This is a genomic window from Methylobacterium gnaphalii, from assembly GCF_007992215.1.
GTDB lineage: Bacteria > Pseudomonadota > Alphaproteobacteria > Rhizobiales > Beijerinckiaceae > Methylobacterium > Methylobacterium gnaphalii.
The window spans coordinates 1-21,900 of sequence record NZ_BJZV01000022.1 but is presented as its reverse complement, the minus strand read 5'-3'; the positions used below and the strand labels follow the sequence as shown (position 1 = coordinate 21,900).

34 protein-coding genes, 1 tRNA gene and 1 pseudogene are annotated in these 21,900 nt (G+C 63.3%); 23 read left to right on the top strand and 13 right to left on the bottom strand.

Annotation, left to right across the window (positions count from 1 at the left end):
* Nucleotide 1: 1 nt before the first annotated feature.
* The 9 genes from MGN01_RS17485 to MGN01_RS24440 are packed head-to-tail and all read right to left on the bottom strand — an operon-like array spanning nt 2 to nt 4,558.
* Nucleotides 2-1,753, bottom strand: a complete 1,752-nt coding sequence (locus MGN01_RS17485) for a hypothetical protein (protein WP_147048111.1) — start codon at nt 1,751-1,753, stop codon at nt 2-4.
* A 5-nt stretch (nt 1,754-1,758) separates the two neighbouring features.
* The gene (locus MGN01_RS17480) at nt 1,759-2,571 is read right to left on the bottom strand and encodes a DNA cytosine methyltransferase (protein WP_147048110.1); all 813 of its coding nucleotides are present in this window, start codon (nt 2,569-2,571) and stop codon (nt 1,759-1,761) included.
* A gap of 55 nt (nt 2,572-2,626) precedes the next feature.
* On the bottom strand, nt 2,627-3,022 hold the full coding sequence (locus tag MGN01_RS17475) for an HNH endonuclease (protein WP_238257890.1): 396 nt from the start codon (nt 3,020-3,022) through the stop codon (nt 2,627-2,629).
* Nucleotides 3,019-3,312, bottom strand: coding sequence for a hypothetical protein (locus MGN01_RS17470; RefSeq protein ID WP_147048109.1), 294 nt, complete (start codon nt 3,310-3,312; stop codon nt 3,019-3,021). Before MGN01_RS17470 ends, MGN01_RS17475 begins: the two co-directional genes overlap by 4 nt.
* Nucleotides 3,305-3,436: a hypothetical protein gene (locus tag MGN01_RS24445; protein WP_280178555.1), complete on the bottom strand. Its 132-nt coding sequence runs from the start codon at nt 3,434-3,436 to the stop codon at nt 3,305-3,307. Before MGN01_RS24445 ends, MGN01_RS17470 begins: the two co-directional genes overlap by 8 nt.
* Nucleotides 3,433-3,705, bottom strand: a complete 273-nt coding sequence (locus MGN01_RS17465; protein WP_147048108.1) for a hypothetical protein — start codon at nt 3,703-3,705, stop codon at nt 3,433-3,435. Before MGN01_RS17465 ends, MGN01_RS24445 begins: the two co-directional genes overlap by 4 nt.
* The gene (locus tag MGN01_RS17460; protein WP_147048107.1) at nt 3,705-4,019 is read right to left on the bottom strand and encodes a hypothetical protein; all 315 of its coding nucleotides are present in this window, start codon (nt 4,017-4,019) and stop codon (nt 3,705-3,707) included. Before MGN01_RS17460 ends, MGN01_RS17465 begins: the two co-directional genes overlap by 1 nt.
* Nucleotides 4,019-4,426, bottom strand: coding sequence for a hypothetical protein (locus MGN01_RS17455; RefSeq protein WP_147048106.1), 408 nt, complete (start codon nt 4,424-4,426; stop codon nt 4,019-4,021). The genes MGN01_RS17460 and MGN01_RS17455 overlap by 1 nt, the downstream gene beginning before the upstream one ends.
* 3 nt (nt 4,427-4,429) lie before the next feature.
* A complete protein-coding gene (locus tag MGN01_RS24440; RefSeq protein ID WP_280178554.1) occupies nt 4,430-4,558 on the bottom strand; it encodes a hypothetical protein in 129 nt (42 codons plus the stop codon).
* A gap of 180 nt (nt 4,559-4,738) precedes the next feature.
* On the opposite strand from MGN01_RS24440, the gene MGN01_RS17450 reads away from it, so the two are divergent.
* A complete protein-coding gene (locus MGN01_RS17450; RefSeq protein WP_147048105.1) occupies nt 4,739-4,999 on the top strand; it encodes a hypothetical protein in 261 nt (86 codons plus the stop codon).
* Nucleotides 5,000-5,002: 3 nt separating this feature from the next.
* Here MGN01_RS17450 and MGN01_RS17445 read toward each other — a convergent pair whose 3' ends face one another.
* Nucleotides 5,003-5,689 carry an XRE family transcriptional regulator gene (locus MGN01_RS17445; RefSeq protein WP_170246043.1) on the bottom strand — a complete coding sequence of 229 codons (687 nt, stop codon included), beginning with the start codon at nt 5,687-5,689 and terminating at the stop codon, nt 5,003-5,005.
* A gap of 351 nt (nt 5,690-6,040) precedes the next feature.
* Entirely contained in the window at nt 6,041-6,727 is a 687-nt protein-coding gene (locus MGN01_RS17435; protein ID WP_170246041.1) for a DUF4145 domain-containing protein, read from the bottom strand.
* A 255-nt stretch (nt 6,728-6,982) separates the two neighbouring features.
* Here MGN01_RS17435 and MGN01_RS23660 point away from each other — a divergent pair, with 255 nt between their 5' ends.
* The 12 genes and pseudogenes from MGN01_RS23660 (at nt 6,983) to MGN01_RS17380 (ending at nt 14,309) form a co-directional block, all read left to right on the top strand.
* Nucleotides 6,983-7,144 carry a hypothetical protein gene (locus tag MGN01_RS23660; RefSeq protein WP_170246040.1) on the top strand — a complete coding sequence of 54 codons (162 nt, stop codon included), beginning with the start codon at nt 6,983-6,985 and terminating at the stop codon, nt 7,142-7,144.
* Between the two features lie 486 nt (nt 7,145-7,630).
* Nucleotides 7,631-8,002 (top strand): hypothetical protein, encoded by a 372-nt coding sequence (locus MGN01_RS23655; protein ID WP_170246039.1) that lies wholly within the window; start codon nt 7,631-7,633, stop codon nt 8,000-8,002.
* Between the two features lie 74 nt (nt 8,003-8,076).
* Entirely contained in the window at nt 8,077-8,370 is a 294-nt protein-coding gene (locus MGN01_RS17425; RefSeq protein ID WP_147048101.1) for a DUF2312 domain-containing protein, read from the top strand.
* 3 nt (nt 8,371-8,373) lie between these two features.
* Nucleotides 8,374-8,949, top strand: a complete 576-nt coding sequence (locus MGN01_RS17420) for a sigma-70 RNA polymerase sigma factor region 4 domain-containing protein (RefSeq protein ID WP_147048100.1) — start codon at nt 8,374-8,376, stop codon at nt 8,947-8,949.
* A complete protein-coding gene (locus MGN01_RS17415) occupies nt 8,946-9,164 on the top strand; it encodes a hypothetical protein (protein WP_147048099.1) in 219 nt (72 codons plus the stop codon). The genes MGN01_RS17420 and MGN01_RS17415 overlap by 4 nt, the downstream gene beginning before the upstream one ends.
* The gene (locus MGN01_RS17410) at nt 9,161-9,742 is read left to right on the top strand and encodes an MT-A70 family methyltransferase (protein WP_147048098.1); all 582 of its coding nucleotides are present in this window, start codon (nt 9,161-9,163) and stop codon (nt 9,740-9,742) included. Before MGN01_RS17415 ends, MGN01_RS17410 begins: the two co-directional genes overlap by 4 nt.
* Nucleotides 9,743-9,750: 8 nt before the next feature.
* Nucleotides 9,751-10,479, top strand: a complete 729-nt coding sequence (locus tag MGN01_RS17405; RefSeq protein WP_147048097.1) for a hypothetical protein — start codon at nt 9,751-9,753, stop codon at nt 10,477-10,479.
* Complete coding sequence (locus MGN01_RS17400; RefSeq protein ID WP_147048096.1) at nt 10,418-11,170, top strand: hypothetical protein; 753 nt, start codon at nt 10,418-10,420, stop codon at nt 11,168-11,170. Before MGN01_RS17405 ends, MGN01_RS17400 begins: the two co-directional genes overlap by 62 nt.
* Nucleotides 11,170-11,766 carry a GcrA family cell cycle regulator gene (locus MGN01_RS17395; protein WP_147048095.1) on the top strand — a complete coding sequence of 199 codons (597 nt, stop codon included), beginning with the start codon at nt 11,170-11,172 and terminating at the stop codon, nt 11,764-11,766. The genes MGN01_RS17400 and MGN01_RS17395 overlap by 1 nt, the downstream gene beginning before the upstream one ends.
* Nucleotides 11,763-12,035: a hypothetical protein gene (locus MGN01_RS17390; RefSeq protein WP_147048094.1), complete on the top strand. Its 273-nt coding sequence runs from the start codon at nt 11,763-11,765 to the stop codon at nt 12,033-12,035. The genes MGN01_RS17395 and MGN01_RS17390 overlap by 4 nt, the downstream gene beginning before the upstream one ends.
* A 734-nt stretch (nt 12,036-12,769) precedes the next feature.
* Nucleotides 12,770-12,931 (top strand): annotated as a pseudogene (locus MGN01_RS17385) (KOW motif-containing protein); the annotation flags it as partial.
* 1,309 nt (nt 12,932-14,240) lie between these two features.
* Nucleotides 14,241-14,309 (top strand) — tRNA-Met (locus tag MGN01_RS17380).
* A 9-nt stretch (nt 14,310-14,318) separates the two neighbouring features.
* Here the strand turns inward: MGN01_RS17380 and MGN01_RS17375 are convergent.
* Nucleotides 14,319-14,597 (bottom strand): hypothetical protein, encoded by a 279-nt coding sequence (locus MGN01_RS17375; protein ID WP_147048093.1) that lies wholly within the window; start codon nt 14,595-14,597, stop codon nt 14,319-14,321.
* 401 nt (nt 14,598-14,998) lie between these two features.
* Here MGN01_RS17375 and MGN01_RS17370 point away from each other — a divergent pair, with 401 nt between their 5' ends.
* Complete coding sequence (locus tag MGN01_RS17370) at nt 14,999-15,160, top strand: DUF3309 family protein (protein WP_147048092.1); 162 nt, start codon at nt 14,999-15,001, stop codon at nt 15,158-15,160.
* 52 nt (nt 15,161-15,212) lie between these two features.
* Here the strand turns inward: MGN01_RS17370 and MGN01_RS17365 are convergent, their stop codons facing one another.
* Entirely contained in the window at nt 15,213-15,482 is a 270-nt protein-coding gene (locus tag MGN01_RS17365) for a GCG_CRPN prefix-to-repeats domain-containing protein (protein ID WP_147048091.1), read from the bottom strand.
* Between the two features lie 85 nt (nt 15,483-15,567).
* Between MGN01_RS17365 and MGN01_RS17360 the strand changes: the two genes are divergently transcribed.
* The 9 genes from MGN01_RS17360 to MGN01_RS17320 all read left to right on the top strand — a co-directional run.
* Entirely contained in the window at nt 15,568-15,975 is a 408-nt protein-coding gene (locus tag MGN01_RS17360) for an HNH endonuclease signature motif containing protein (protein WP_307725959.1), read from the top strand.
* Nucleotides 15,972-16,166, top strand: coding sequence for a hypothetical protein (locus MGN01_RS17355; RefSeq protein WP_147048089.1), 195 nt, complete (start codon nt 15,972-15,974; stop codon nt 16,164-16,166). The genes MGN01_RS17360 and MGN01_RS17355 overlap by 4 nt, the downstream gene beginning before the upstream one ends.
* A gap of 121 nt (nt 16,167-16,287) precedes the next feature.
* Nucleotides 16,288-16,419, top strand: coding sequence for a hypothetical protein (locus tag MGN01_RS24435; protein WP_280178553.1), 132 nt, complete (start codon nt 16,288-16,290; stop codon nt 16,417-16,419).
* Between the two features lie 137 nt (nt 16,420-16,556).
* A complete protein-coding gene (locus tag MGN01_RS17345; RefSeq protein WP_147048159.1) occupies nt 16,557-17,153 on the top strand; it encodes a hypothetical protein in 597 nt (198 codons plus the stop codon).
* Nucleotides 17,150-18,883: a terminase large subunit gene (locus MGN01_RS17340; protein ID WP_147048087.1), complete on the top strand. Its 1,734-nt coding sequence runs from the start codon at nt 17,150-17,152 to the stop codon at nt 18,881-18,883. The genes MGN01_RS17345 and MGN01_RS17340 overlap by 4 nt, the downstream gene beginning before the upstream one ends.
* 9 nt (nt 18,884-18,892) lie before the next feature.
* Nucleotides 18,893-19,096, top strand: coding sequence for a hypothetical protein (locus MGN01_RS17335; RefSeq protein WP_147048086.1), 204 nt, complete (start codon nt 18,893-18,895; stop codon nt 19,094-19,096).
* 141 nt (nt 19,097-19,237) lie between these two features.
* On the top strand, nt 19,238-20,428 hold the full coding sequence (locus MGN01_RS17330) for a phage portal protein (RefSeq protein WP_170246037.1): 1,191 nt from the start codon (nt 19,238-19,240) through the stop codon (nt 20,426-20,428).
* Nucleotides 20,425-21,621, top strand: a complete 1,197-nt coding sequence (locus MGN01_RS17325; protein ID WP_147048084.1) for a S49 family peptidase — start codon at nt 20,425-20,427, stop codon at nt 21,619-21,621. The genes MGN01_RS17330 and MGN01_RS17325 overlap by 4 nt, the downstream gene beginning before the upstream one ends.
* Nucleotides 21,622-21,706: 85 nt before the next feature.
* Nucleotides 21,707-21,900 (top strand): hypothetical protein (locus MGN01_RS17320; RefSeq protein ID WP_210246082.1); only part of this gene is annotated, 194 nt, incomplete at its 3' end.

Below are 21,900 nucleotides of genomic sequence, written 5' to 3'. Positions count from 1 at the left end.
CTCAGCCCTCCTTGCCGGAAGCCGGAACGGCGGGGAGCGATGCGCGGTCGAGCCGTTCGATCTCAGCGAGGATCAGGGCGCCGGCTTTGACGAGTGCCTGACGACGGCTCCCGAACTTCCACCAGATCCGATCCCACGGCCAGTTTGCCGGCGTCGGGAGTCGCACCTCGGCGTCGATGTCTTTCGGCGCGTAGAGACCCTGGGCGACACACTGAGAAGCCAGGGCGGCACGCTCGGCGTAGCACGATGCGGCCCGAGCCATTTCACCACACGTTTGCGTGTCGTCGTACTCGAATGTGCAGCCTTCTGCCTCAAGCTTTCTACTCCGCTCGGCCAGCACATCGGATGCGGCTTGGCTCTGCCACCCCGCCACGTTGCCCTGCGGTGAGGATGAGGCGGCGAGGGACGCCTGAGACGCGATTGCGAAGGACCGAACGGCCTCGACGACCGCGTTGCGCAGACCCATGAAGGTGACGCCGCCAGTCTCCAGTAGCTCGTTCCGAAAAGGCAGGATCGCTGCCCATACGGCGACCTTCAGCGGATCGTATGGCTCGTTCGGGTCCATGCCCTGACAAGACCGACCGCGAACAGTCTGCTCGCCGAACTGGTCGAACATGGCACGCCGACCGCACTCGTCGGCCTCTGGTCCTGGCTGGCAGGGTGGCTTGTCGGATCGCCCGCAGATCGGACAATGCCCGGCAGGTACAGCCCCCTCGATCGCCGCATTTGGTGCGGGGGCGGGTTTGGCGAGGGCGGTCAGAGCATCAATAGCAACCTGCGGACCTTCTCCCGAGACCCACAGCACGACGTCGCCGGCAACCGGCCAGTAATCGCCCTCCGGCAACTCACCGGGCTCGCCGAACGGGATCTTCTCCGCACGAGGCCGAAACAGGACACCGGACTTACCTTCGTGCGTGATAACGGTGATGTCGACGAGCCCTTCCCCGAGGGTGACTTGCGTGGCTTCGTTGTGTGGTTCGTCCTCTCCCCCATCTCCCGTTGTTCCGGCGCTGGCGAGGATGGCGTCTTTGGCGGATGCGTTCTCTACTTTCCGATATAGCGGCACCACATCGAACATATGCTTCGGGTAGCCCTCAAGATCAGGCTCGTATGCTAGAAGCTGCACAGTTTCAGGGCGATCATAGTAGCGCCGCGTGACTATCCAAGCTTCTGGCTTTTCCGAAGTCTCCCGGTCCAGGCGTCCCGGTGGTTTGGGTTGGGAGAGGAGGGCGCGGACGTAGTTGACGGCGGCGGCAACGAAAGCCGCGTTGTCCTGCGGATCAATGTCCGTGTCCTGCTCTTCCTCAACGTCGAGCCCCAGCAAGACGTCATCGAAAGTGCAAATTGGCTTGCCGGCATGTGGGTCGGGGCTGCCGGCGACGATCCAGTCCCCGTGCCCCCACGGCTGATCGACGGTGTAGAAGGTCCCCTTGGTTGCAGCCTCCGACAGCCTCTTCAGCTCTTCCAGATCTCCTGATTGGGATGGGGGTTTTGCGAGGGCGGCTGCTGCTTCGGCGCAATCCAGGCACGGCTTGCCGTCAGCATCGGCGATAGCAACGGCGCAGGTGTCCTGACAGCGCGGTATTGGAGCCGCAGCGAGCATGGCGCGGTAAATCTCGTAAACACTGTCAGCGTCTCGAATTGGAGACTGCCAGCGTGCAGCGGAGCCAACCTTCATCATCTCTTCGGTCGGCTCGCGCGGAACGAGCACCCAAGCCGCTCCGGCCGCCTCGTTGTTCGATGTGGTGGTCATCGGATTTACTCCGCTGCGAGGGGGAAGGTGCGAGCGGAGGCGTGCGCAGCCAGGATGGCGAGCGACTTGTGGCCTACGAATTCTCCGACGTCGGGGGAGACGGCGTTTCCGATGGCGCGATTGCGCTCCATCCCGAAGGGAACCCCATCAGCGCCTCGGTAAAGCGAGGATGGATTCGCCAGCCGTGCTCGCGAACGAGCGCGTGTACGCGTGAAACGGTCGACTTCTTGTAGCGCCCAGTCCGGTCGTGGAGTGGGATACCGAACCCTCTGCCGTCCATCGACGCCGTTGGGGTAGGCCACAAGGAACATTCGCTGTCGTGGGTGTGGTAGACCCACGGAGCAGCCGGATACAGGCGACCACTCCGCATCGTACCCGAAGGCGGCCAAGGTCCCGCAAACGACATCAATTCCCCGAGCAAGGAGAGCTGCGACGTTTTCCACGATGACGAGGTCTGGTCGAAGCTCGCCCACGAGCCGTGCGTATTCGAACCAAAGTCCCGAACGACTTCCTGACAGGCCACCACCGAAGCCGGCCCAACTAATGTCTTGGCAGGGGAAGCCTCCGCAGATTGCGTCCACAGTGACTCCATCAGCGCGAAGTCGGTCTGCCGTGAGGGTGCGGACGTCATCGTATTGCGGCACCTCCGGCCAATGGCGTGCCAGCACTTGCCGGCAGTAGGGCTCGATTTCGCAGAAGGCCGCCGGCACAAAGCCGCCGGTTCGCTCAAGGCCAAGCGCTAAGCCTCCGATGCCCGAAAACAGGTCGAGCACCCGAAGCTTCCCACCCCCATCCTCTTCCTTGCGGATCTGGGTCATCGGGAGGACTCCGAGACGTAGAGGCTGCGGCGGGGAGGCGAGACAGCAGGCGCGCTCATCGGGGCACCACCGTTCCGTCCATGCGCTTCTTCAGGCCGGAGGCGCGGGAACCGGGCATCGGGCGGCCCTTGGGGGCCTTGAAGCCGAGGGCGGCTCGCTTCTGAGCCTTGGCGTCGGCGATGCGGGCCAAGTCGCCCCGGGGGCCGTGCGTCTTGAGGTCGGCGCAAGCCTTATGGACGATCGCCCGGTTGTCGAAGTCGTTGGTGCCGCCCAGGCCGAGCCAGCGCAGGTGCTCGTCAATCAGCTTCTTGCCGGGCACCATGAAGAGCTCGCAGAGCGGGCAGATACCCTTCTGTTTCTCGTACAGCTCGAGCTTCTGGGAGGGCGGCAGGGGCCGGCGCCGCGTGGTGCCGACGTCCTCGCTCTCGGCTGAGCAGTAAAGGCGGCTCACGGGCGCACCCCGAGCGCAGCGAAAGCCTCCTCGATCAACTCGCCGGTGGCGCGCGACAACATCGTGTCGGTGTCGGGGGCACGAATATCTGCCTGGACGGCGCGAAGAGTTCGGACCACCTGCGGGATGGCGTTGAGCGCCTGAGCGATGTCGGACGCCTGCTTCAGTGTCCCGGGCCAATCGTATGCCAGGTGCTCCTTGAACGGCGTGCCGAAGCTGATCCAAACGGAATCGTCCTGGCGTCGGCCGAACTCAACAGGCTGCGGAAAGGTAATCTCTGGCTCAGCCATGCCACCCTCCGCGGCGGCGCTCGCGCAGGTCGTTCCAGCGAATGAGCAGGGGGATCGCGATCATCGCGCCGACCGAAAGGCCGACGAAGACGAAGCCGCTGAGGGCGAGCGCGGCGCCGTTCATGCCGCCCTCGCGAAAGCGAGCTCGCGCCGGCGCAGTCGGTCGTCAGCGACGTCCTCGGTTGCCTTGGCTCGAAGCTCGCCGATCAGGCTGGCGTCGTTCTCGATCCGGCGCAGCATGCAGTTCGGCACGTCCTCGCCGAGGACGCGGGCCGTCTGGATCTCGACATCGCCACCTCGGGTGACGCGGTAGGTAAGGAGCAAAGGCAGCGGGGCCGATGCGCCCGTGCCGACCGCGACAGAGATCGCCGTTTTGAAGGCATGCGAGCGCATCAGGCGGCATCCCTTTCAAGACGGTCGAGGATGGTGGTGCCGCGGTGATGCGCGATGTCGATCAACGAGCGCTCGACTTCGGCCGAACCCGGCAGCGGGACGCCGAAGAACCGGAACACGTCGCCGAGCGTCTTCACCTCATGAGTGAACAGGCCTCGGAAGACGCCGGGCAGATTGACCGGAGCCGCGAAGCGATCGCGGTCGGCCGTGATGGTCCAAGCGCGAAACTGTGGGTCGTAGACGACCTCTGCGGCCTGCGCGCCGTCGAGGAGAGCGACATAGCCGTCTGGTGATTGCACGAGCTCGAAGGGCATCAGGAAGCCCTCCGGCACGCGATCTCATCGACCCGCTCGAGCCCCGGCACCGGTCCGTCCAGCCGCCGCAGCACGTTCCCCATCAGCACCGCGTGCCGATGCGAGAGCAGCACCACGAGGTGTCCCGGCCGGCGATAGGACGGCACGGCCTCCGCCAGCATCCGCACGCAGGGCGCGACGTTCACGAGGTAGGCGGCATCGGCCTTCGCCGGGCCGCGCAAGCCCTGGAGCTGCGCAACGAGGTCGTCTCGCTCAGCCTCGGTCAGGAACCACGGCTGCGCACCGGTGGCCGCCTCGCGCTTGGCGGTGCGGTTCTGGCGATGGATGCGGGCGCCAGAGGTCTTGCGGGTCTGGCCGTAAAGCTGGCTAGAGACAAGCTCGGTGATGGTGAGGTTGCGGCCGAACATCGATCAAGCCTCCCGAACGAGAGGCGCTTTGCCGAAGCCGGCGGCCATCAGCGCGAAGATGGCGATGGAGCCGTAGCCCGCGGCGATGCCGTAGGCCTCGGCGGCGTGGAGGTGGGGCAGGAGGAAAGGCACCGGAGGGCTCCGCTATCGAAGGCCGATAACCGAACGCTATAACCGAGGTTGTTGGTTGTCAACTACCATCGCGGCATCGGTTGTTATTCCGGTTGTCCACAGGCAGGTTGCTGTCTCCCCGATTGACTCTGATAAGAACAAAAAGGGAACATTGGGCGTCTACGAACAGGAGACGCGACAATGGCCGAGCGCTCGCAGCGCAAGACTTTCTTCGTGGTTCAGGGCTTTTCAGGAGGGCGTCAGGGGCACCGTATGGATACGCCGATCCAAGCTCGGTCTGAGGCGTCGGCGCGTCGACAGGCCGAACGGTTATCCGAGCGCAAATCCGGCGTTATCGCCTTCTCAAGGACAGGCGATCCGACAACCGGCGAATTTGATGAGCCGGTCGTGCTGGCTAGCTATGGGCGCATTCCGGGCAATGAAGACGGCCTGCCATTTTGAGGCTCAGCGGAAGTTCTTCGACACGATGCGGTGGCGCAGGGGCCATTCCTCGCGCGCCATCGTGAAGGTTCGATCCGGTGAGAATTGTCGAACCGTCCATTCTTCGTCTGTGTGGCTCAGATAGCGTTTAACGGACGCCTTTGGCTCTTCATCATCCGCGCCGTAGAAGACGCAAGACGTGTCGCGCAGGACAGGCAGCCTCGGATTGATGAACAGCGTATCGCCTGGCTCAAACTCGGGAATCATTGATCCGCCGGTGTGGTAGATGGCGTAGCCGTTTTTCACTCCCTGGAGGAGGGGAGGCCGCTTCACGGAGCCGATCGGGTCTCTCTCGATAATCAGCGAGCCCTCGCCGCCCTCAGCGGCAGCGTAGAGCGGAACATCGCCGATCAATCCTGCGGCGGCCGCCCAGTAGGCAGGATCTCGCGCGAATTCTGGAACAGGAACGGCAGGCGGAGCCACCTTTGCGCTGCCGCCGCGGGGCGATTTGAAAGCTTCCTCGGGGAAATCTGCAGGATCGAGACCCAGCTCCTTGATGATCGCCGCCAAGTGCTCTGAGCCCTGCACCTGATTGTTTTCAATCTTGGCGATCAGGGCCTGGGACACACCGACCTTGAGGCCAAGCGCCTTCTGGCTGAGCTTAGGAACGCAGGCGTCGCGCGCCTCGCGAATGAGGTCGTGCCAAGTCATCGGCGACGACCCTACAACCGAGGTTGTTAGTAGGCTCGAACATTCTGGTTGTTGACAACCAACAACCAAAGCGTTCATAACCGCTGACATGAGCGTCCGTCACCTCATTGAGGCTGCTATTCGAGACAAGGGCTCCGAAGCTAAGCTGGCTTCGGCGTGCTCAGTCTCACAGGCAGCAATTTGGAAGGCCAAGAAGGCAGGGCGCTGTTCTCCGCGTCTGGCCATTAGGATCGAAGGTGCCTGCGGCATCAGTCGGCGCCTGCTTTGTCCTGAGATTTTCGCGGCAACGACCGCTCCCACCGAACCCGCGAGGGCTTCGGCATAATGCAGACAGCCCCAGCTGGTCACTTCTCAGGCGTTTGCCGTTTCGGCCAGCTCGGCCGACGCCGCTCCAGCCACAACCGTTTCCGCGCGCCGAAGCTCGATCTCCTTCGGCAAGCTGATCGCGTAGCGCAGCACCGCGTCAACAAAGCCGCGGGCTGCGATCATGTCCTGCTCACTGAGGGTATCGACCTCGTGTGCGGCGTCGTTGCCGATTGCGCGGACCTCGTGTGCCCACTCGCCGATTGCAGTCGGAAGCTCGTGAGATTTGACCAACGCATTGATGCGAGCCTGCAGCGAGCCCTTTGCGGTCGGGTAGACAATCTTGAACGCAGCTTCGAGCGACTTTCGGTACATCATGCCCGCGGCGTCGGTATCCTTTCTGGCGAATGCGCGCTCCGCCTGCGCGAAGGCTCGTTCGCAGTCTTCCGGCAGATGGTCGGGAATTCGAGGCTCGGGCGGCGGTGGGTAAAGTTCGGTCACCACATAGCCAAGAACGCTAAGCTCACTCTCGCTTTTAAGCAGTCTGTCCGCCTCTTGCGGGGACTGTACGTGAGCGGCCGCTCCTTCCTTGTGTTGAACAACTGCACCGACCGGTCGATTGCAAGCGGGACAATTTGCCGACGCAGAAAGGTTGAACTTTTTAATCTTGGTATTAGCATAGCCAATAGGAACATCTACTTCTGGAGGCCAATTCTTTATTGCAGTCAGCTTCATAGAGGCTTTCGAAAGTCCGCAATGCGGGCAGTCGGTCATGAGTATTGCCATGCCTAATCGGCCTCAATCTTCGGCCCAAATGGCCGCTGCTGAAAGGCGCATCCGCGAAGCAATGCAGCTCGGTTCTCCAAGCTCACGCTGCGATGCTGTGATGGTCGCATACTGGCACACACCAGCAGAACAACGCGACGCCTTCGTCTCTGTGCTGGTTGCGCGCCTGACGCTCGTTCCACCGACAGCGCGGGGTGCCGCCTGATGCGCGCTCCCGATCCCCTCTCCGCCGCTCGTGGCATCATCTTCGGTGTCACGATCGGCCTCATCCTGTGGGCTGCCATCATCGCGCTCGTCGTCGGCATCGCTCACGACAGAGCAGGTCCTGGTGAGCTGATCACTCTGACGCGGGGGATCCGCCAATGATCGCGTCAGGCCAGACCCTCTCTCGAATCGAACTTGCCCTCTGGGCCTTCATCCTGACCGCGCCCGCTGCGGTGCTCGCCATTCTGCGGTGCGCTCCATGAGCGCCGGCATACCTTCGCGCCACCTCGGCGCTTCCCAGGCCCGCAAGGGCGAACGCCTCGTGCGTTCCTCCCTGGACTGCCGAGGCCTTCGGGTCTCGGCCTTTTCCTTCGCCGTACCAGACCACTCCCGCCCGGATCAGCGCCTGCAAGCGCTTCCGAGCTCGTGTTCTGTCCATCTGTCGCGCGTCCGCCCCGCTCACCAAAGCCGCGGTCGCGCTCTCGTTCTGCGTACCCAGCCTTTTTGCTCTCCTCTGTATCATCGAAGCAATCCTCCAGTGCCCGCAAGATCTCATGGAGGACTTCCGAGATGCAGGAAAACTTCACCGAGGGCTCGGAAAAAGCTTCCGAGGTCAGTCGCATGACGACGATCGATCAAGCCTCCGTCATGATCCGCGATCTCGCCGAGCCAAGGCCGGTTGGAGACACGGTGAAGGCTGCCATCACCCGCGCCTCGCGCGCCGTATCCGCCTTTCTACAGGAGCCGATGAGCTATGGCCGTGCCGAGGATATCTGGCGGCGCGAAGCTCGGCGGATCGACGCCGCCGAGATGGACGCCCTCCGCGCCGCCCATGAGCGCCGCAACCGAGTCCTTCGTGAAGAAATTCGCGCGGCTTCGATATTGGCGGATCGCCTTGAGCGCCTGGCCGCTTCGGCTCGCCCGGCCACAGATCCTGCTCTGGATGCGGAGATCCGCGCGGCGTCTCGGCAGGCGCAGCGAACGGCGCGCGCGCTTCGTAGCCTTACTGGAGCAGCCTGATGACCGGATTTAGCAGCCGCGCCTCGCCGGCCTAGCCCGCAGCGCTTCACTACCGCCCAACACTGGAGATAACCATGAACGGACCCTCGGGACCGACCGATAGCTCTTTGTCTATCGCCAACTCGTCTGCCGAGAGCGTGGCCGCCGATGAGCTTAAGCAGTTCATCGAGCGCATAGAGCGCCTTGAGGAAGAGAAGGCGGCCATCGCCGGGGACATCAAAGAGGTGTTCTCGGAGCTCAAGGGCCGAGGCTTCGACGTCAAGGCCGTGCGCTCGATCCTGCGGATCAGGAAGCAGGACCATTCCGAGCGCCAGGAACAGGACGCGATTCTGGAGCTTTATCTTCAGGCTCTTGGCATGGCGGCCTGAGCCATGACTGACCAATCGCCCTCAGCTCAGCGCCGAGCAAAGCGCACCGAGGCGCAGAACAAGCGCCCGGAGCAGCGACCGGTCTACCGGCGCCGCCCGATCGTGCGCCAAATCGAGATCCGCATCCCGCTTCCGCCCAAGACGACCAAGTCGTTCTTCCGGGTCGGCGACACCCGCGTCAGCACGCCGGCATACAAATCCTGGCTCCAGGGCGCAGTCCTCGCAATCAGCAGCACTGTCCCGGCACCCGGTCGCATCGCAGGCATCTGCGACGTCGACATCTACATGCCGACGTTCACTGGAAAGCCTGAGAACCGCACGGCGCCCTGCCTCGACGCGGCGGCCCAGGCCGGCATCATCGCGGCCGCCACCGAACAATTCGTCCGCGAGGTTCGCCCACACCCCGGCACGGAAACCACCGACATCCGCATGGTCCTGACCGCCATCCCGGTCGAGGACCAAGACGCGGCCGAGATCGAGCTGCGCCATCGCGAAGGCCACTCGCCCAAGCTGATCTCCGCCGCTCTCGGAATTTCCATCGGTCAGGTCGAGACCATCATCGCAGGGCTCAAGCGATGATGGCCGCCGCTCGTACCCCAATCGAGCCCGACCACACCGACCTCGACCAAGAGATCGCGGACCTCTGGGCCGATGGATTCGACACGGTCGACATCGCCGAGGCGCTGGCCGGCGACGGTCACCGAAACGAGCGCGGCAAGCCGATCGACGAGGCTGACGTTCACCGCACGCTGTGGCGGCTGCGGAGCGGCAAAGCGGAGAGGGCACGCGGTTGAGCTGGCCCTTCGGAGATCTGGCGGCCCTCTCCTACGACCTGATCATGATCGATCCGGCGTGGGAGTTCAGCCTTCGCTCGGAGAAGGGCGAAGGGAAGAGCGCGCAGGCTCACTACGCCTGCATGTCGCTCGCCGACATCAAAGCTCTTCCCGTGGCGCATCTTGCCCGGAAGGACGCGCTGCTGTGGTGCTGGGCGACGCACCCGATGCTGCCGCAGGCGATCGAATCGGTGGCTGCCTGGGGCTTCACGTTCGTGACGTCTGGCGTGTGGGTAAAGACGACGTCTGGCGGCAAGATCGCCTTTGGCACCGGCTACGTCCTGCGCAGCGCCAGCGAGCCCTTTCTGATCGCCCGCTTCGGTCGCCCGCGGACGGCCCGCAACGTCCGAACTGTCATCATGGCGGAGGCTCGTGACCACTCTCGCAAGCCAGACGAGGCTTACGAGATCGCGGAGGCGTGGGCGATCGACGCCACGCGTCGCGCCGATGTCTTCTCAAGGCAAACGCGGCCGGGCTGGGAAGCCTTCGGCGATGAGGCCGGCAAGTTCGACGCCTCCGCACCCGCGGCTGCGGAGTAGGTGCGGACATGGGCATCACCCCCGAAATGATCGACGCGATGCTCGCTGCCGGCCTGGACCGGGAGCAGATGGCCGCCCTGATGAAGGCTGGCCTCGCTGATGCTGAGCGCGAGAAGACGGAACGCAAGGCGAAGGCCGCCGCAAAGAAGCGTCGGCAGCGCGCTCAAACCGCACTTCAGCCGTTCGATGTCCCCGGGACATTAGGGGACAGTGAGGGACAACCGGGGACAGAGGGGGACATCGAGGGACAAGCCGGGACAGGCCGGGACATCGGTGAAGTCGAGCAAAAGAAGGCCCCCCACACCCCCAAAGAAAATACACCCTCAGAGATTACCCCTTCGGACCCTAAAGGGTCCTCTGTCCCCAAGGGCACCGACAGACGTCGTGGCGTTCGGATCCCTGACGGGTTCGAGACGACCGACGAGGCCCGGCAGATCGCCGAGGATTTCGGGTTTCGGGGCCGGTTGGCCGACGATGCCCTCGCCGAATTCGCCGACTACTGGCGCGCTCTGCCCGGCGTGAAGGGCACCAAGCTCGATTGGCCAGCGACCCTGCGCAACCGGTTGCGCGAGATGGTCCGACGCCAGGAACGCCAGCAGCCAAGGGCCGGCCCCCGCAAGAGCGGCTCCGGCAATGGCTTCTACGACCTTCTCCGCGACGAACTGGGGAATCACGATGGGCGAAGTTCAGACCCGCAATCAGACCGGCCTCGCCTCATCGCCGGAGCCCGCCACTAGGGCGTTCCTCGACTTGGTTTCGAAGCATTCGAACCGCTTGGAGGAGAACCCGGACAACTTCCGCCACAAGCTCGTCAGTGCAGCCCTAGCGCCGCATGGCGCCGAACGCGCCGCATTGATCGAGCGCCGGCTCTACCTCACCGAGTCCTTCAAGCCGGACGAGGATCGGGGCCGCGTCCGAGCGATCGTCATCGCGCTCATGGGTGCATTCCCCACCTACGGCACGGACAAAGAGGCGGCCTCGGCTATCGTCAGCCTGACGTGCCGCGCGCTGGACGACATCCCAACTTGGGCTGTCCAAGAGGCCGCGACGCGCTTCCTGAAAGGCACCAATCGCGTGTCTTGGGATCCACGCAACGCCCCGACTGCCCCGCTCATTCGCGGAGAGTGTCGGCACGCGATGCTGCCGATCGAGGAAGAGCTCTTCCGCATCGGTCAAATCCTCGATGCCGAGGTCGTCGACATCGAAACCACCGAGGCCGAGCGCGCACAGGCCTTGGCACGCTGGGCGGAGGTCCGGTCCGGGATCAAGGGTGCGAACGTCATCACAGAGCGAACCGACGAGGAGATCTCGGCAGAACGCGCCGCGATGCGCCGAGCCAATGAGCGGTTCGAGGGCCGAGAATATCGGCCCATGGCCGCTGCCTCGACCGCCAAGGCTCAATCCCTAGACACCGAGGACGCAGCCTAATGGCCAAGCGCAAGCCCATCCACGACCATGCTGCTGTCGGAGAGCCCTACAACCCTGAGGGCATCTGGTCCCCAGAGATCACAGCTCGCCTCGTGAAGCTCTGGACCAAGGACGGATACAGCGCTGGAGCTATCGCCGAAGACCTCTCGGCGATAGCCGGAAAGCCCGTCACCCGCAGCGGCGTCCACGGCAAGATCTCCAGGATGGGCCCCACCGGCAAAGGCCATCGCAAGAGCGGCAGCGGCCGACTGAAGGGCGCTGTGGTCGAGGCGAGGCCGGAGGTCGAGCGCCGAGCGCCGCCGCGGCCGATAGTGGTGCAGCCACGGGTCGTGACGCTGTTTCCCGAACCTCAGCGCCGGCCCATCCCGATCGCTGGCGTGCCACTCCTCGAGCTCGGCTCCTTCCGCTGCCGCTACGCGCTTACGGATCGCAGCCCCCACCTGTTCTGCGGTGAGCCGACGGTCGCCACCCGCAGCGATCCTCACGGCTCCTGGTGCGAGGCGCATCGAGCCCGGGTGTTCGAGCCCAGGCAGGAGCGGACCCGATCGGCGCCTACCAAGCCCAGGGGCAACGACCGCACGGGGATCTGGCGATGACGATCGCCCTCGCCATCACCGATCACGCACTCCTCCGCTGGATGGAGCGCGCCTATGGCATCGACGTCGACACCTGGCGCCGTCTCTGCCGCGAGGAGGTCGAGCGCGCCCTGAGCGGCTTCACCGGCACCAACGCACCGACGGGGCCGGCCTTCATCGTCAGCCCCGATGGTCGCGTGCTCACCTTCATCGACGCCAGCCAGCGCATCGCTCGTCCGCAGCAGGATGCGGTCGCGGTTGCCGCAACCTCAATCGGACTTAATCGATGAGCCGTCTGACCAGGAAGCAACGGCTACGGATCAAGCGCGACCGCGAAGCGGACCACAAAGCCTTCATGCGCCGTGGCGAGATCCGGCGGAATCAGGATGCGGCGCGCAACGCGAAGTCAGCGGAGAAGCGCGCCCGTGTCGAAAGCCCGCGCGAGCGTCATATCCGTGAGCAGCTGGAGCGCGAGGCGGCTCGTATCGCCGAGCGCCGGGCTGAGCACGACCTCGTCGACGACAAGCGTTGGGTGATGGCCGGCGCATCCGTCGGGCGGACCAACGAGCTTTGCCAGAAGCTCCGCCAAGAGGGCATCCCGCATTTTCGCGCACAGGATGAGGTGACTCGCGTGCTCGCCTCAGGGCGACAGCAGAAGCTCAGGGTGCCGCTCGTGGCGCGCACGGTGTTCGTGGGCGTCGAGGATGCCGACCATCTCGCGCGGCTGCAGAAAACGTTCCCTTGGCTGGCCGAACGCGTCCCCGGCCAGCGATACGGCCGCCTCACTGATGCCCAGCATGCCGATGCCGTCGAGAAGCGCTTCGACAAGGTGCAAGTCGGCGACAAGGTTGAAGTGCCGGCGCGCGAGTTCCCCTGGAATGTTGATCGCTACGAGCGGGTCGAGGGAAAGGACGCATCGGGCCAAGTAGGGCCTGTAGTTGCGCTGGTCCGATCGAAGGAGATGCAGGACTTCGCGAATTGCGTTATAGGCGCCGCGCCCATCCTCGACCTGTCGGACCCCATCGAAATCGGCGAGGTCGTTCGGGTGGTGGACGGGCCGTTCGCCAGCTTCAACGCTACGGTCGAAGAGGTCGACGATGGGCGCTCTCGCCTAAAGGTGGCAGTTTTGATCTTCGGTGGCGCAACGCCGGTGGAGCTAGAATTCAAGCAGATTGAGCGGCTATGATAGGCTGCAATGTGCGACCTATCATGTCGAGATAGCTCGCGGTTTTATGTTTGCTACGCTATTATAGCAGACAAGATCTGGTCTCTGATTGGGCGGTATGTTTATCTCGGGAACGTAGACGGTCTTGGGATCAAGCCCTTCGAGTCTTACACTATAACTATCATTTATGGTTGCAGAAAATTGACTGCCAGTGTCCCATAACTTGTGCGGCCCATATTGTGACATGTACAGAACTAGACACGCGCAAACAGATTCAATGGCACATTTGAGCGTCGCTAAATGAAAGTTGCCAGTTCGATCATGCTTAACTTTATTGTAAGCTTCATACCACGGCAGGCTTTGCGTGGGTTTAGACCCTTGCCACCCATGAAATGGAGAGAATAGCGGAGCGTCTTGATGACGATGCAATTTAATCTGCCAATTAGACATCGTTGAAAGATCTTTAAGTAAAAAGTATTCCCTGGTTGTTGTTCGACTGCCCGCCTTCGACAAACCACATAAACGCAGAAGGCTCGAACAAATATTCTCTACCTCGGTGCAAGAAAGTATTAGTAAATCTCTTATCTTATGGCCATATGCATTCATATTATGGGCGGTTGGTTCGACGTAAAAACATATGTCGTCGAGCCTCTGCATCAATGATAGAATGGCCTGCTCAGAAAGTCTGCGATTATAATCAGAGTCGGATATAAAGCTTGATACTTCATGATCAGTTAAGAGGCCTGGGCGCCATAATTTGTTAGATATAGTGCCAACTTCATAGCTCCCGACTTCGATGTCTTCTGCTCCAAATATTCGCTGACACCAATCGATCAGAGAGCCGTTTATAATCTCAGTAACGGTCAGTCCGCAAGTTATGGTCCAATATGGAGGGCCGTAACCATAAAAATGCACAAAATGAGTATCAGACTCATAAGCATAGCCGCGCGCGCAGGTCTCATGCAGCTTATTAGATGGGTCCCAATTAGGTAAGTTCGTTGCAGTATTTCTATAAACAAGCGGTTTGGCCATATCGATGCTGCCTCAACGTTACAATGCCCTACAGGCGATGCTGTCAGGTACCCATCGTGTTTTGTTTGAATGCCTGATCTAAGCGGGGGGAATTCGCTGTGTGGGCATCGCTGCTCGCTTTCTTGCCTTGACTTGCCATGCAGCCTCTGAATTTATGCGGAAAGGACGACGCCCCTTGTACTCCCCGTTTCGGCGGGTCGAAGGATGAGCTGGTGGCTTCTAGGTGTTGAGCCGACCCGATAGGGATCCGCTCAACCGCCGAGTCCGAAGGTTGTCCGAAATCCACAAGATCGTGTAAGCGTAGAGCAGTCCGGCAGCTCGTCAGGTTCATACCCTGAAGGTCGCCGGTTCAACTCCAGGCGCCGCAACCATATCTTCACGCAGCGAAGGCAGGCGGACGTTCGTGCTCGACCTCGGTGTGGGCAGGGCTCTCCGTTGGAATTGTGCTCAGAGCTTCGCTGGCGGCTTTCTCGTTCTCAATGACTGCGGGCACCGCGATCTTGAGGTGAGCAGCGTCTACCCAATCACGGTCCCATTGGACGGGACACCCTCGGCGCGACAGCTTGTTATTCGGCAGAGAGCACTGCCAGAACACGAGTGTCACTAGGACGAATGCTGACGCCAGAAGCGTGGCGCTCGCGACGATCATTTCCATGGCGGCCTCCCGCGTCAGCAGGGTCTGTGAACGTGTGGCGCTTCTGGCACAATGGCTTGAGCTAAATAAGCTTAGCTGATGGGATGAGCTGAGGATAAATCCTTGAGAATTGAATACAAAATGGGGCGGCTTCATCAATGAGCATTCGAGCCAATCGTTGGCTGCACGGCGATTGATGGGAAGTCTCAGAACCCTCACTCCTCGGATCAAGGTCCTCGACACAGAACCGCTCAACCTGCGCCGAAGCGGGCTGATCCTGAGCTGCTGACGGTCGAACACGAGGCATGGGCTCTAGAGGTGAACGCCCCGCTGGCTGCACAGCCACTGGCATGGATCAGGATCACTGCAACCCTAGCCATTCAAGTGGTTTTACAGGCCCGCAAGGTAACAGAGTGGGTCACATGAACTTCGGCACCATCCTTATAGTTCTCCTGATCTTGGCGCTGCTCGGCGCTTTGCCGCTCGGCCTGCCCTACAATGCAGGCTGGGGCTACGCGCCCGGCGGCGGCGTCGGTCTGATCCTTCTGATCGTCATCATCCTGGTTCTACTAGGTCGGATCTAGCAGGCTGCGACAGTCCGGTGCGCCTCCGCCGAAGGTGGCGCACCGGTAGCCTTTACCAGTGGCGGTGGTACGGCCGCGGACGATAGTAGGCGTAGGGCCGATAGATCGGACGACCATAGAAGGGTCGCGGGCCATAGAAGTTCGGGCGACACACGCCCCACGGATTAGGGTGGAAGCCCGGACCGCAGCCGCCCGCGACATGTTCGATCAGGGCATCGCCGCCAACCGGGGAGAGCGGGATCGGAGCGGCAGAAGCCGCTGAGGCAAAACCTAGGCTTCCGACGAGCGCTGCAGCCAAACCGAGCCATTTCAAGCGCGTCATTACAGATCTCCTTGAAGTCGAATCCCTGCGTCAGCAGGGATGACGAAGAGATTGAGCCTCGGATTTTGAACGTTCGCTTACTGGAATGGGGCAGCCGAAGGGCAACGCTTCAAGTCTTCGTGAGCAGTGGCAGCACATCAGTCGGCGAGCGGTTGAAGGCAGCGGAATGGGGCGCCTCTCCACATTAGCCACTCGTCTCTCGACCCTGGATACGCGGACAGCTCGACCGGCACCGAAGGTAGCTGATCCCGAGCTTCTCACCGCCGAGCATAAGGCTTGGCGCCTCGAAGTCTTCAAGCGCGCCCATTGGCGCTGCCAGTGGCCAGGATGCGGGAAGCAGGGTGGACGAGGCGGCATCCGCCTCTACGCCGACCACATTGTAGAGCGCCGTGACGGAGGCGCTCCCCTCGACCCGGCGAATGGACAGGCGCTGTGCCCGAAGCACCACCAAGTGAAGACGGCTCAAGCTCGTGCCGAGAGGATGTCGCGATGACGAACGCACAGATGGCAAGGGCCTTCAACGAGTGGATGCGCCGCTTCATCGAGGAGCCCGACCAGTTCGCCCGGGAGTTTGAAGAGGTGAACCGCTACCTCACCGATCAAGGCGATGGTCGCGAGCCAACCTATGGGGAGACGTGCACCGCCTACCTGCACGAGCTCTCGAAGCAGCTGCCGGCGAGCTGACGTGCAGATCGGGCGCCCCGAAGGGACGACGCGCGTCCTCGGCAGGAGCCAAGGCTACCTCGGCCTGCCGATCCGAGACGAGACAATCAACTGCAGCGTAGGTGGCCCTGAGACGCCTGCCGTGACGACGGCATGGATCCCGACGCCCGACGAGGTCGCCGCCATCGTGGCCGGCGCCCCCATCCACGTCCGCATCCTCGGCACGGTTCACCCACCCATCATGGTGTCGATTGGCGAGCCGCCAGTGGCCTGACGGCAGCCTTTCAGCAGGCAGGGGGGGCGGTCGAAAGTCCCCAGCCGAGGGGGTCGGCTACCGCACAGGGTCCCATTCGCAGATTTTTTCCCAGTGGGTGATTTCGAAGGGTGCGGAGTAGCGCGGATCAGCAGGTGATGGCGAAGGCAAAAAAACCTATCGACTGGGCAGCGGTCGAGCGCGAGTATTGCAAAACTGATCAGTCCATCAGGGAGATAGCGCGCTGGTATGGCATTTCGGATAAAGCCATTCGCCTGCGCGCCAAGGAGAAGAAGTGGCCGCCGCGTGGTGAGGGCGCTCCGCAGGCAACTCCGCAGGCCGCGCAGTCCATTTCCGATGCCGTCGAGCCCATCGTTGAGCGGATTCGGACCCTTCCGGCCGACTTCGACGCGAGCCCGGAGGCCATCATCGGTCGAGGCCAGAAACTGGCGGTCCGCATGCTCGACGAGCTTGAGGCCGACACCGCCAACATCGGTGAGATCGAAGAGGCGATCGAGGAAGCGAATTCCGGGAAGAACGCCGCGCGGCGCCGGGATGCGATGCTGAAGGCAGTCAGCCTGTCGAGCCGGGCCGGGACACTGAAGAACCTCGCCCTGGCCGCCAAGACCTTCGCGGAGGCCTCGGCGCCCGACGGCAAGAAGAAGCAGCGCCAGGCCGCGGCCGATCAAACCGCCTCAAGCGGCGGCAAGTTCGCTCAGCGTAGCGGCCCGAGGCTGGTGGCCAGCAATCCGTGAAGCCCGAGTGGACCACGGCATGTCCGGATTGGGAGAAGCGGATCGTCGCCGGACGGTCGCTGATCCCGTTCAAGCCGCTGTTTCCTGAGGCGGCCGATGATGCCCTGCGGGTGTTCAAATCCCTCCGGGTCGTCGATCTGCCGGGGAAGCCAACCTTCGGCGAGGTGAGCGAGCCGTGGGTGCTCGATTTCGTGGCGGCCATCTTCGGCGCCTATGATGCCGAAACCGGTCAGCAGCTCATCCGTGAGTTCTTCCTCCTGATATCGAAGAAGAACACCAAATCGACCCTCGGCGCCGGCATCATGCTCACGGCGCTCATCATCAACTGGCGCCACGAAGAAGAGGTGCTGATCCTCGCGCCAACGATCGAGGTCGCGCAGAACGCCTACAAGCCCGCGGCCGCCATGGTGCGGGCTGATCCCGAGCTTGATGCCTCACAGGGTGAAGGCGGCTTCCTGCACGTGCAGGACCACCTCAAGACCATCACCCATCTCAGCACCCGGGCGGCTCTGAAGGTGGTAGCGGCCGACACGGACACGGTCTCGGGCAAGAAAGCCGGTCGGATCCTGGTCGACGAGTATTGGATCTTCGGCAAGCGCGCGAAGGCAGACGCGATGCTACGCGAGGCGACGGGCGGGCTGGTCTCCAGGCCGGAAGGCTTCGTCATCGGTCTGTCGACGCAGAGCGACGAGCCACCGGCCGGAGTGTTCAAGGCAAAGCTCGACTACTTCCGCGACGTGCGCGACGGGAAGGTGGTTGATACCCGGAGTTTCGGGCTGCTCTACGAGTTCCCGAAGGCCATGATCGAGGCCAAGGCGTACTTGGACCCCGACAACTTCTACATCACGAACCCGAATATCGACCGGTCAGTGAGCCGGGAGTGGCTGGAGGACGAGCTTCGGAAGGAAGAGGCCAAGGGTGAGGACACCCGGCGCACCTTCCTGGCAAAGCATCTCAACGTCGAGATCGGGATGAACCTGCGGGCGAACCGCTGGGCAGGGTCAGAATACTGGAGCCAGCGCGTCGACGCGACCCTGCGCAGCCCGCCGGAGGACCGACAGGCCGGCCTGCGGACGATCCTAGATCGGTGCGAGGTCGTCTGCATCGGGATTGACGGCGGCGGACTCGATGACTTGTTCGGCCTGACTGCGCTAGGCCGTGAAAAGGGTACGCGTGATTGGCTCTCGTGGAGCCATGCGTGGTGTCACGTGGGCGTTCTGTCCCGGCGCAAGTCGATCGCCACACAGCTCCAAGGGTTCAAACAAGCCGGCGAGCTGACGATCGTTGATGACGAGCTCGGCGACATCGCTGCCATCGTCGAGATAGTCCAGCAGGTGAAAGACGCGGGGCTACTTGCCTGCGTCGGCGTCGATCCGGCTGGGCTCGGCGAGTTCATTGAAGCGATGGCCGAAATCGGGGTGACGCAGGAGGACAAGCTCCTCGTCGGCGTCCCCCAAGGCTACGGCATGATGAACGCCATCAAGACCGCAGAGCGGAAGCTGGCGAACGGGACGCTCCGGCACTCAGGATCAAGCCTGATGGCCTGGGCCGTAGGCAACCTGAAGATCGAGCCGACGGCGACCGCAATCCGCGCAACGAAACAGAACGCAGGCGACGCCAAGATCGACCCGGTGATGAGCCTGTTCGACGCCGTTGTGCCGATGTCGCTGAACCCCGAGCCGGTGAACACCCGCTCGCCCTACGAAACACGCGGCCTCCGGGTCGCCTGAGGAGGCGACATGGCCACCATCGACGAACGGCCGGCCGCTCCGCCGATCACCATCAGCGTGCAGATCTTCCGCGAGCTCGTCGGAATGGTCGGCGCCTGCTTTGCGGGATACGGCGCGTGGCTGCACTACCCGCCGGCCGGCTTCATGGTGGGTGGCGGGATCCTAGTCGGGCTCGCTGTCGTCGGTACGGTTCGCGGCGACGCTGCGCGGTAACAGCTGATGCGCGGGTTATTTTCTGCCATGCTCGGCGCGGCCAGTCCGCGGGAGCAGGCGCCCAGCGTGACGCAATGGTCGACTGACGACGATCGTTGGTACGGCGACGCTGGAGGCTCGGGCACATTCGCAGGACGTCGCGTGTCACCGGACATCGCGATGCAATTCTCGGCCTTTTATGCCGGCGTGAACCTGCTCTCGAAGACCGTCGCGTCGCTGCCGCTGCGCGTCTACCGCACCGATCCGACCACGAAGAAGAGCTACGAGGCCCCCGACCACCCGCTGAACGACCTGCTGGAGTACCAGCCGAACCGCTGGCAGACGGCCTTCGACTTCAAAGCAATGATGCAGATGCACCTCATCATGCGCGGCAACGCGTATGCGGAGATCATCTCGGGTCCGCGGGGGTTCGCGGATCGTCTGGAGCCGATTCATCCCGACCGAGTGTCGGTAGAGCGCTTGGACGACGGCAGCCTCCGCTACACGATCTCCGATCGCAAAGGGCTCCGGCGCCTTCTGCAAGACGAGGTTCTGCACCTCCGGACCACGATCGCGCCTGGCATCATCGGCATCGGCCCGATCGCCTATGCCCGCCAGACGATCGGCTTGGCGCTGGCAACGGAGGAGCACGGCGCCCGCCTGTTCTCGAACGGCGCCCGGCCTTCCGGCGTCATCACCGTTCCAAAGGAGTGGAGCGACGAGGCGTTCACCCGCTTCAAGGAGGATTGGCGGCGCACCTACAACGGGCTCGCGAATGCCGGCGGCACGCCGATCCTTGAGGACGGCGCGAAGTTCGAAGCCATCAGCCTGACGGCGGAGGACGCGCAGTTCCTCGCGACCCGCGAGCATCAGATCGAAGAGGTCTGCCGCTGGCTCGATGTGCCTCCCGTCCTGCTCCACCTCATGACGAAGACGACGTCGTGGGGAACGGGCGTCGAAGCGATCATGCTGGCCTTCGTGCGCAATAACCTGCGCCCGTGGCTCAGCAACTGGACCCAGGCCATCCGGCGCGACCTGATCCTGGCCCCGCAGATCTATCAGGTCCGGTTCGACGTTGAAGAGCTGATCCGCGGGGATTCGAAGGCACAGGCCGAGTTCTTCAGCCGCCTGGTGCTCAACGGGATCCTGACCCGAAACGAGGCGCGCGACGCCCTTGGCTACAATGCGCTGGAAGGGCTCGACGAGCCGCTTCAGCCCAACACCGGCGCTCAATCCGACAAGCTGCCGGGTAACGGCGGAGGCGACCGCGGCAGCGCGGCGCTGATCGGTCACAACGGCGGCCCTCCGATAGAGGCCGACGAAGGCGCGCAGGAAGAGGAGCTTGCCGAATGACGACCCGCTTCCCGCGGCTGCGGGCCGCTCTCATGTCTGGCATCTGGGCAATGGACCGGCCTTGGTTCGACGCCATGGTCGAGATGATCGAGAACAAGGCCGAGGGCATCATCCTCACGCCCGAGCAGGTCCGCGAGCGCGCAGGCCGCCACTCGGCGATCGAGCGCGACAACGTCATCGCCGGCGTGGAGGTGCCGAATGGCATGGCTGCGATGTTCGAGGTCAGCGAATCCGGTCGGATCTACTCGGCACGCAGCGGCGGTAATGGCCGCGTTGCTGCCGAGGCCGAGCCGGGCAGCCTGATCGCGGTCATCAACGTCATGGGCGTGATCGCGCACCACGCGAGCCAAGTGAACGACATCAGCGGTCCGGGCGGCACCTCGACGGCGCAGGTCGGCCAGTCCTTCGACGCCGCGATGAACGATCCGGCCGTGAAGGCGATCATCTTCCATGTGGATTCGCCCGGCGGCGGCGTCCCTGGCGTGCAGGAGCTCGCCGACAAGATCTATGCGGCCCGTGGCCGAAAGCCCGTCATCGCCCAGGTGAACAGCACGGCGGCCTCAGCGGCGTACTGGATCGCGTCGCAGGCCGACGAGATCGTTGTGACGCCGAGCGGTCAGGTCGGCTCGATCGGCGTCTACGGCTCGCACCATGACGTGTCGGCGGCGGCCGAGAAGCAGGGCCTTAAGGTGACCTTCTTCGCGTGGCCGCCCGAGAAGGTGGACGGCAATCAGTTCGCGCCGCCCTCGGCGGACTTCACGGACAAAGCCATGGCCGACGTGAAGACGGTCTACGGCCAGTTCACCAGCAGCGTGGCTCGCGGCCGCGGCGTGAAGCGCTCGGTGGTTGAAGACAGCTACGGCAAGGGCCGCGTCGAGCTCGCCGGCAATGCCCTGAAGGCCGGCATGGTCGATCGGATCGCGACGATGGAGGATACCCTCCGCCGGGTCGCGAAGATGAAGACCACGGCCGCCGGGACGAGAGCCGATGCCGGTACCGAGGTAATTCGGGCGGACGCTGAGGGCACCGATGACGCCCCGGTGAACCCTGAACCGCCCCAGCAGGCGGCCGAGCCACCTACGCCGGCAGAAGAGCCGATCCAAGACGAAGACCTCGCCGCCCAGCAGGCGGCCGCCGAGCGTGATGCATTCCGCAGGCGACGCCACGCGCATCGCCTGCGCCACGCAGGCTGACGCCAGACCCCTTTTGAGTTGTGCGCCCCACGGTCCGGCCGGGCCTGTGGGCAGTGTTCTCGGCTGAACGCGAGAACCAGCGCCTATGCCCGGCCTCACCCTCGATACAGGGGCTCTACCCATGAACATCAAGGTACTTCGCCAGAAGCGCGCCGACCTCGTGAAGGAGGCGCAGACCATGTTCGATCTGGCTGCGGGCGAGAACCGTGGCCTGACCGAGACCGAGGCACAGCGCGATGACGCAATCTCCGCCGAGCTCGCGGCCCTCGATAGGGACAT

Coding starts and splice junctions, on each gene's coding strand:
- MGN01_RS23660 (WP_170246040.1), top strand. CDS start 6,983: ATGCGCGCTCCCGATCCCCTCTCCGCCGCTCGTGGCATCATCTTCGGT.
- MGN01_RS17435 (WP_170246041.1), bottom strand. CDS start 6,727: ATGAAGCTGACTGCAATAAAGAATTGGCCTCCAGAAGTAGATGTTCCT.
- MGN01_RS17345 (WP_147048159.1), top strand. CDS start 16,557: ATGGCGAAGGCAAAAAAACCTATCGACTGGGCAGCGGTCGAGCGCGAG.
- MGN01_RS17400 (WP_147048096.1), top strand. CDS start 10,418: ATGGGCGAAGTTCAGACCCGCAATCAGACCGGCCTCGCCTCATCGCCG.
- MGN01_RS17370 (WP_147048092.1), top strand. CDS start 14,999: ATGAACTTCGGCACCATCCTTATAGTTCTCCTGATCTTGGCGCTGCTC.
- MGN01_RS17360 (WP_307725959.1), top strand. CDS start 15,568: ATGGGGCAGCCGAAGGGCAACGCTTCAAGTCTTCGTGAGCAGTGGCAG.
- MGN01_RS17415 (WP_147048099.1), top strand. CDS start 8,946: ATGATGGCCGCCGCTCGTACCCCAATCGAGCCCGACCACACCGACCTC.
- MGN01_RS17485 (WP_147048111.1), bottom strand. CDS start 1,753: ATGACCACCACATCGAACAACGAGGCGGCCGGAGCGGCTTGGGTGCTC.
- MGN01_RS17445 (WP_170246043.1), bottom strand. CDS start 5,689: ATGACTTGGCACGACCTCATTCGCGAGGCGCGCGACGCCTGCGTTCCT.
- MGN01_RS17335 (WP_147048086.1), top strand. CDS start 18,893: ATGGCCACCATCGACGAACGGCCGGCCGCTCCGCCGATCACCATCAGC.
- MGN01_RS17420 (WP_147048100.1), top strand. CDS start 8,374: ATGACTGACCAATCGCCCTCAGCTCAGCGCCGAGCAAAGCGCACCGAG.
- MGN01_RS17405 (WP_147048097.1), top strand. CDS start 9,751: ATGGGCATCACCCCCGAAATGATCGACGCGATGCTCGCTGCCGGCCTG.
- MGN01_RS23655 (WP_170246039.1), top strand. CDS start 7,631: ATGATCCGCGATCTCGCCGAGCCAAGGCCGGTTGGAGACACGGTGAAG.
- MGN01_RS17450 (WP_147048105.1), top strand. CDS start 4,739: ATGGCCGAGCGCTCGCAGCGCAAGACTTTCTTCGTGGTTCAGGGCTTT.
- MGN01_RS17365 (WP_147048091.1), bottom strand. CDS start 15,482: ATGACGCGCTTGAAATGGCTCGGTTTGGCTGCAGCGCTCGTCGGAAGC.
- MGN01_RS17375 (WP_147048093.1), bottom strand. CDS start 14,597: ATGGAAATGATCGTCGCGAGCGCCACGCTTCTGGCGTCAGCATTCGTC.
- MGN01_RS17470 (WP_147048109.1), bottom strand. CDS start 3,312: ATGGCTGAGCCAGAGATTACCTTTCCGCAGCCTGTTGAGTTCGGCCGA.
- MGN01_RS17395 (WP_147048095.1), top strand. CDS start 11,170: ATGGCCAAGCGCAAGCCCATCCACGACCATGCTGCTGTCGGAGAGCCC.
- MGN01_RS17325 (WP_147048084.1), top strand. CDS start 20,425: ATGACGACCCGCTTCCCGCGGCTGCGGGCCGCTCTCATGTCTGGCATC.
- MGN01_RS17425 (WP_147048101.1), top strand. CDS start 8,077: ATGAACGGACCCTCGGGACCGACCGATAGCTCTTTGTCTATCGCCAAC.
- MGN01_RS17390 (WP_147048094.1), top strand. CDS start 11,763: ATGACGATCGCCCTCGCCATCACCGATCACGCACTCCTCCGCTGGATG.
- MGN01_RS24445 (WP_280178555.1), bottom strand. CDS start 3,436: ATGAACGGCGCCGCGCTCGCCCTCAGCGGCTTCGTCTTCGTCGGCCTT.
- MGN01_RS17355 (WP_147048089.1), top strand. CDS start 15,972: ATGACGAACGCACAGATGGCAAGGGCCTTCAACGAGTGGATGCGCCGC.
- MGN01_RS17455 (WP_147048106.1), bottom strand. CDS start 4,426: ATGTTCGGCCGCAACCTCACCATCACCGAGCTTGTCTCTAGCCAGCTT.
- MGN01_RS17460 (WP_147048107.1), bottom strand. CDS start 4,019: ATGCCCTTCGAGCTCGTGCAATCACCAGACGGCTATGTCGCTCTCCTC.
- MGN01_RS17465 (WP_147048108.1), bottom strand. CDS start 3,705: ATGCGCTCGCATGCCTTCAAAACGGCGATCTCTGTCGCGGTCGGCACG.
- MGN01_RS17480 (WP_147048110.1), bottom strand. CDS start 2,571: ATGACCCAGATCCGCAAGGAAGAGGATGGGGGTGGGAAGCTTCGGGTG.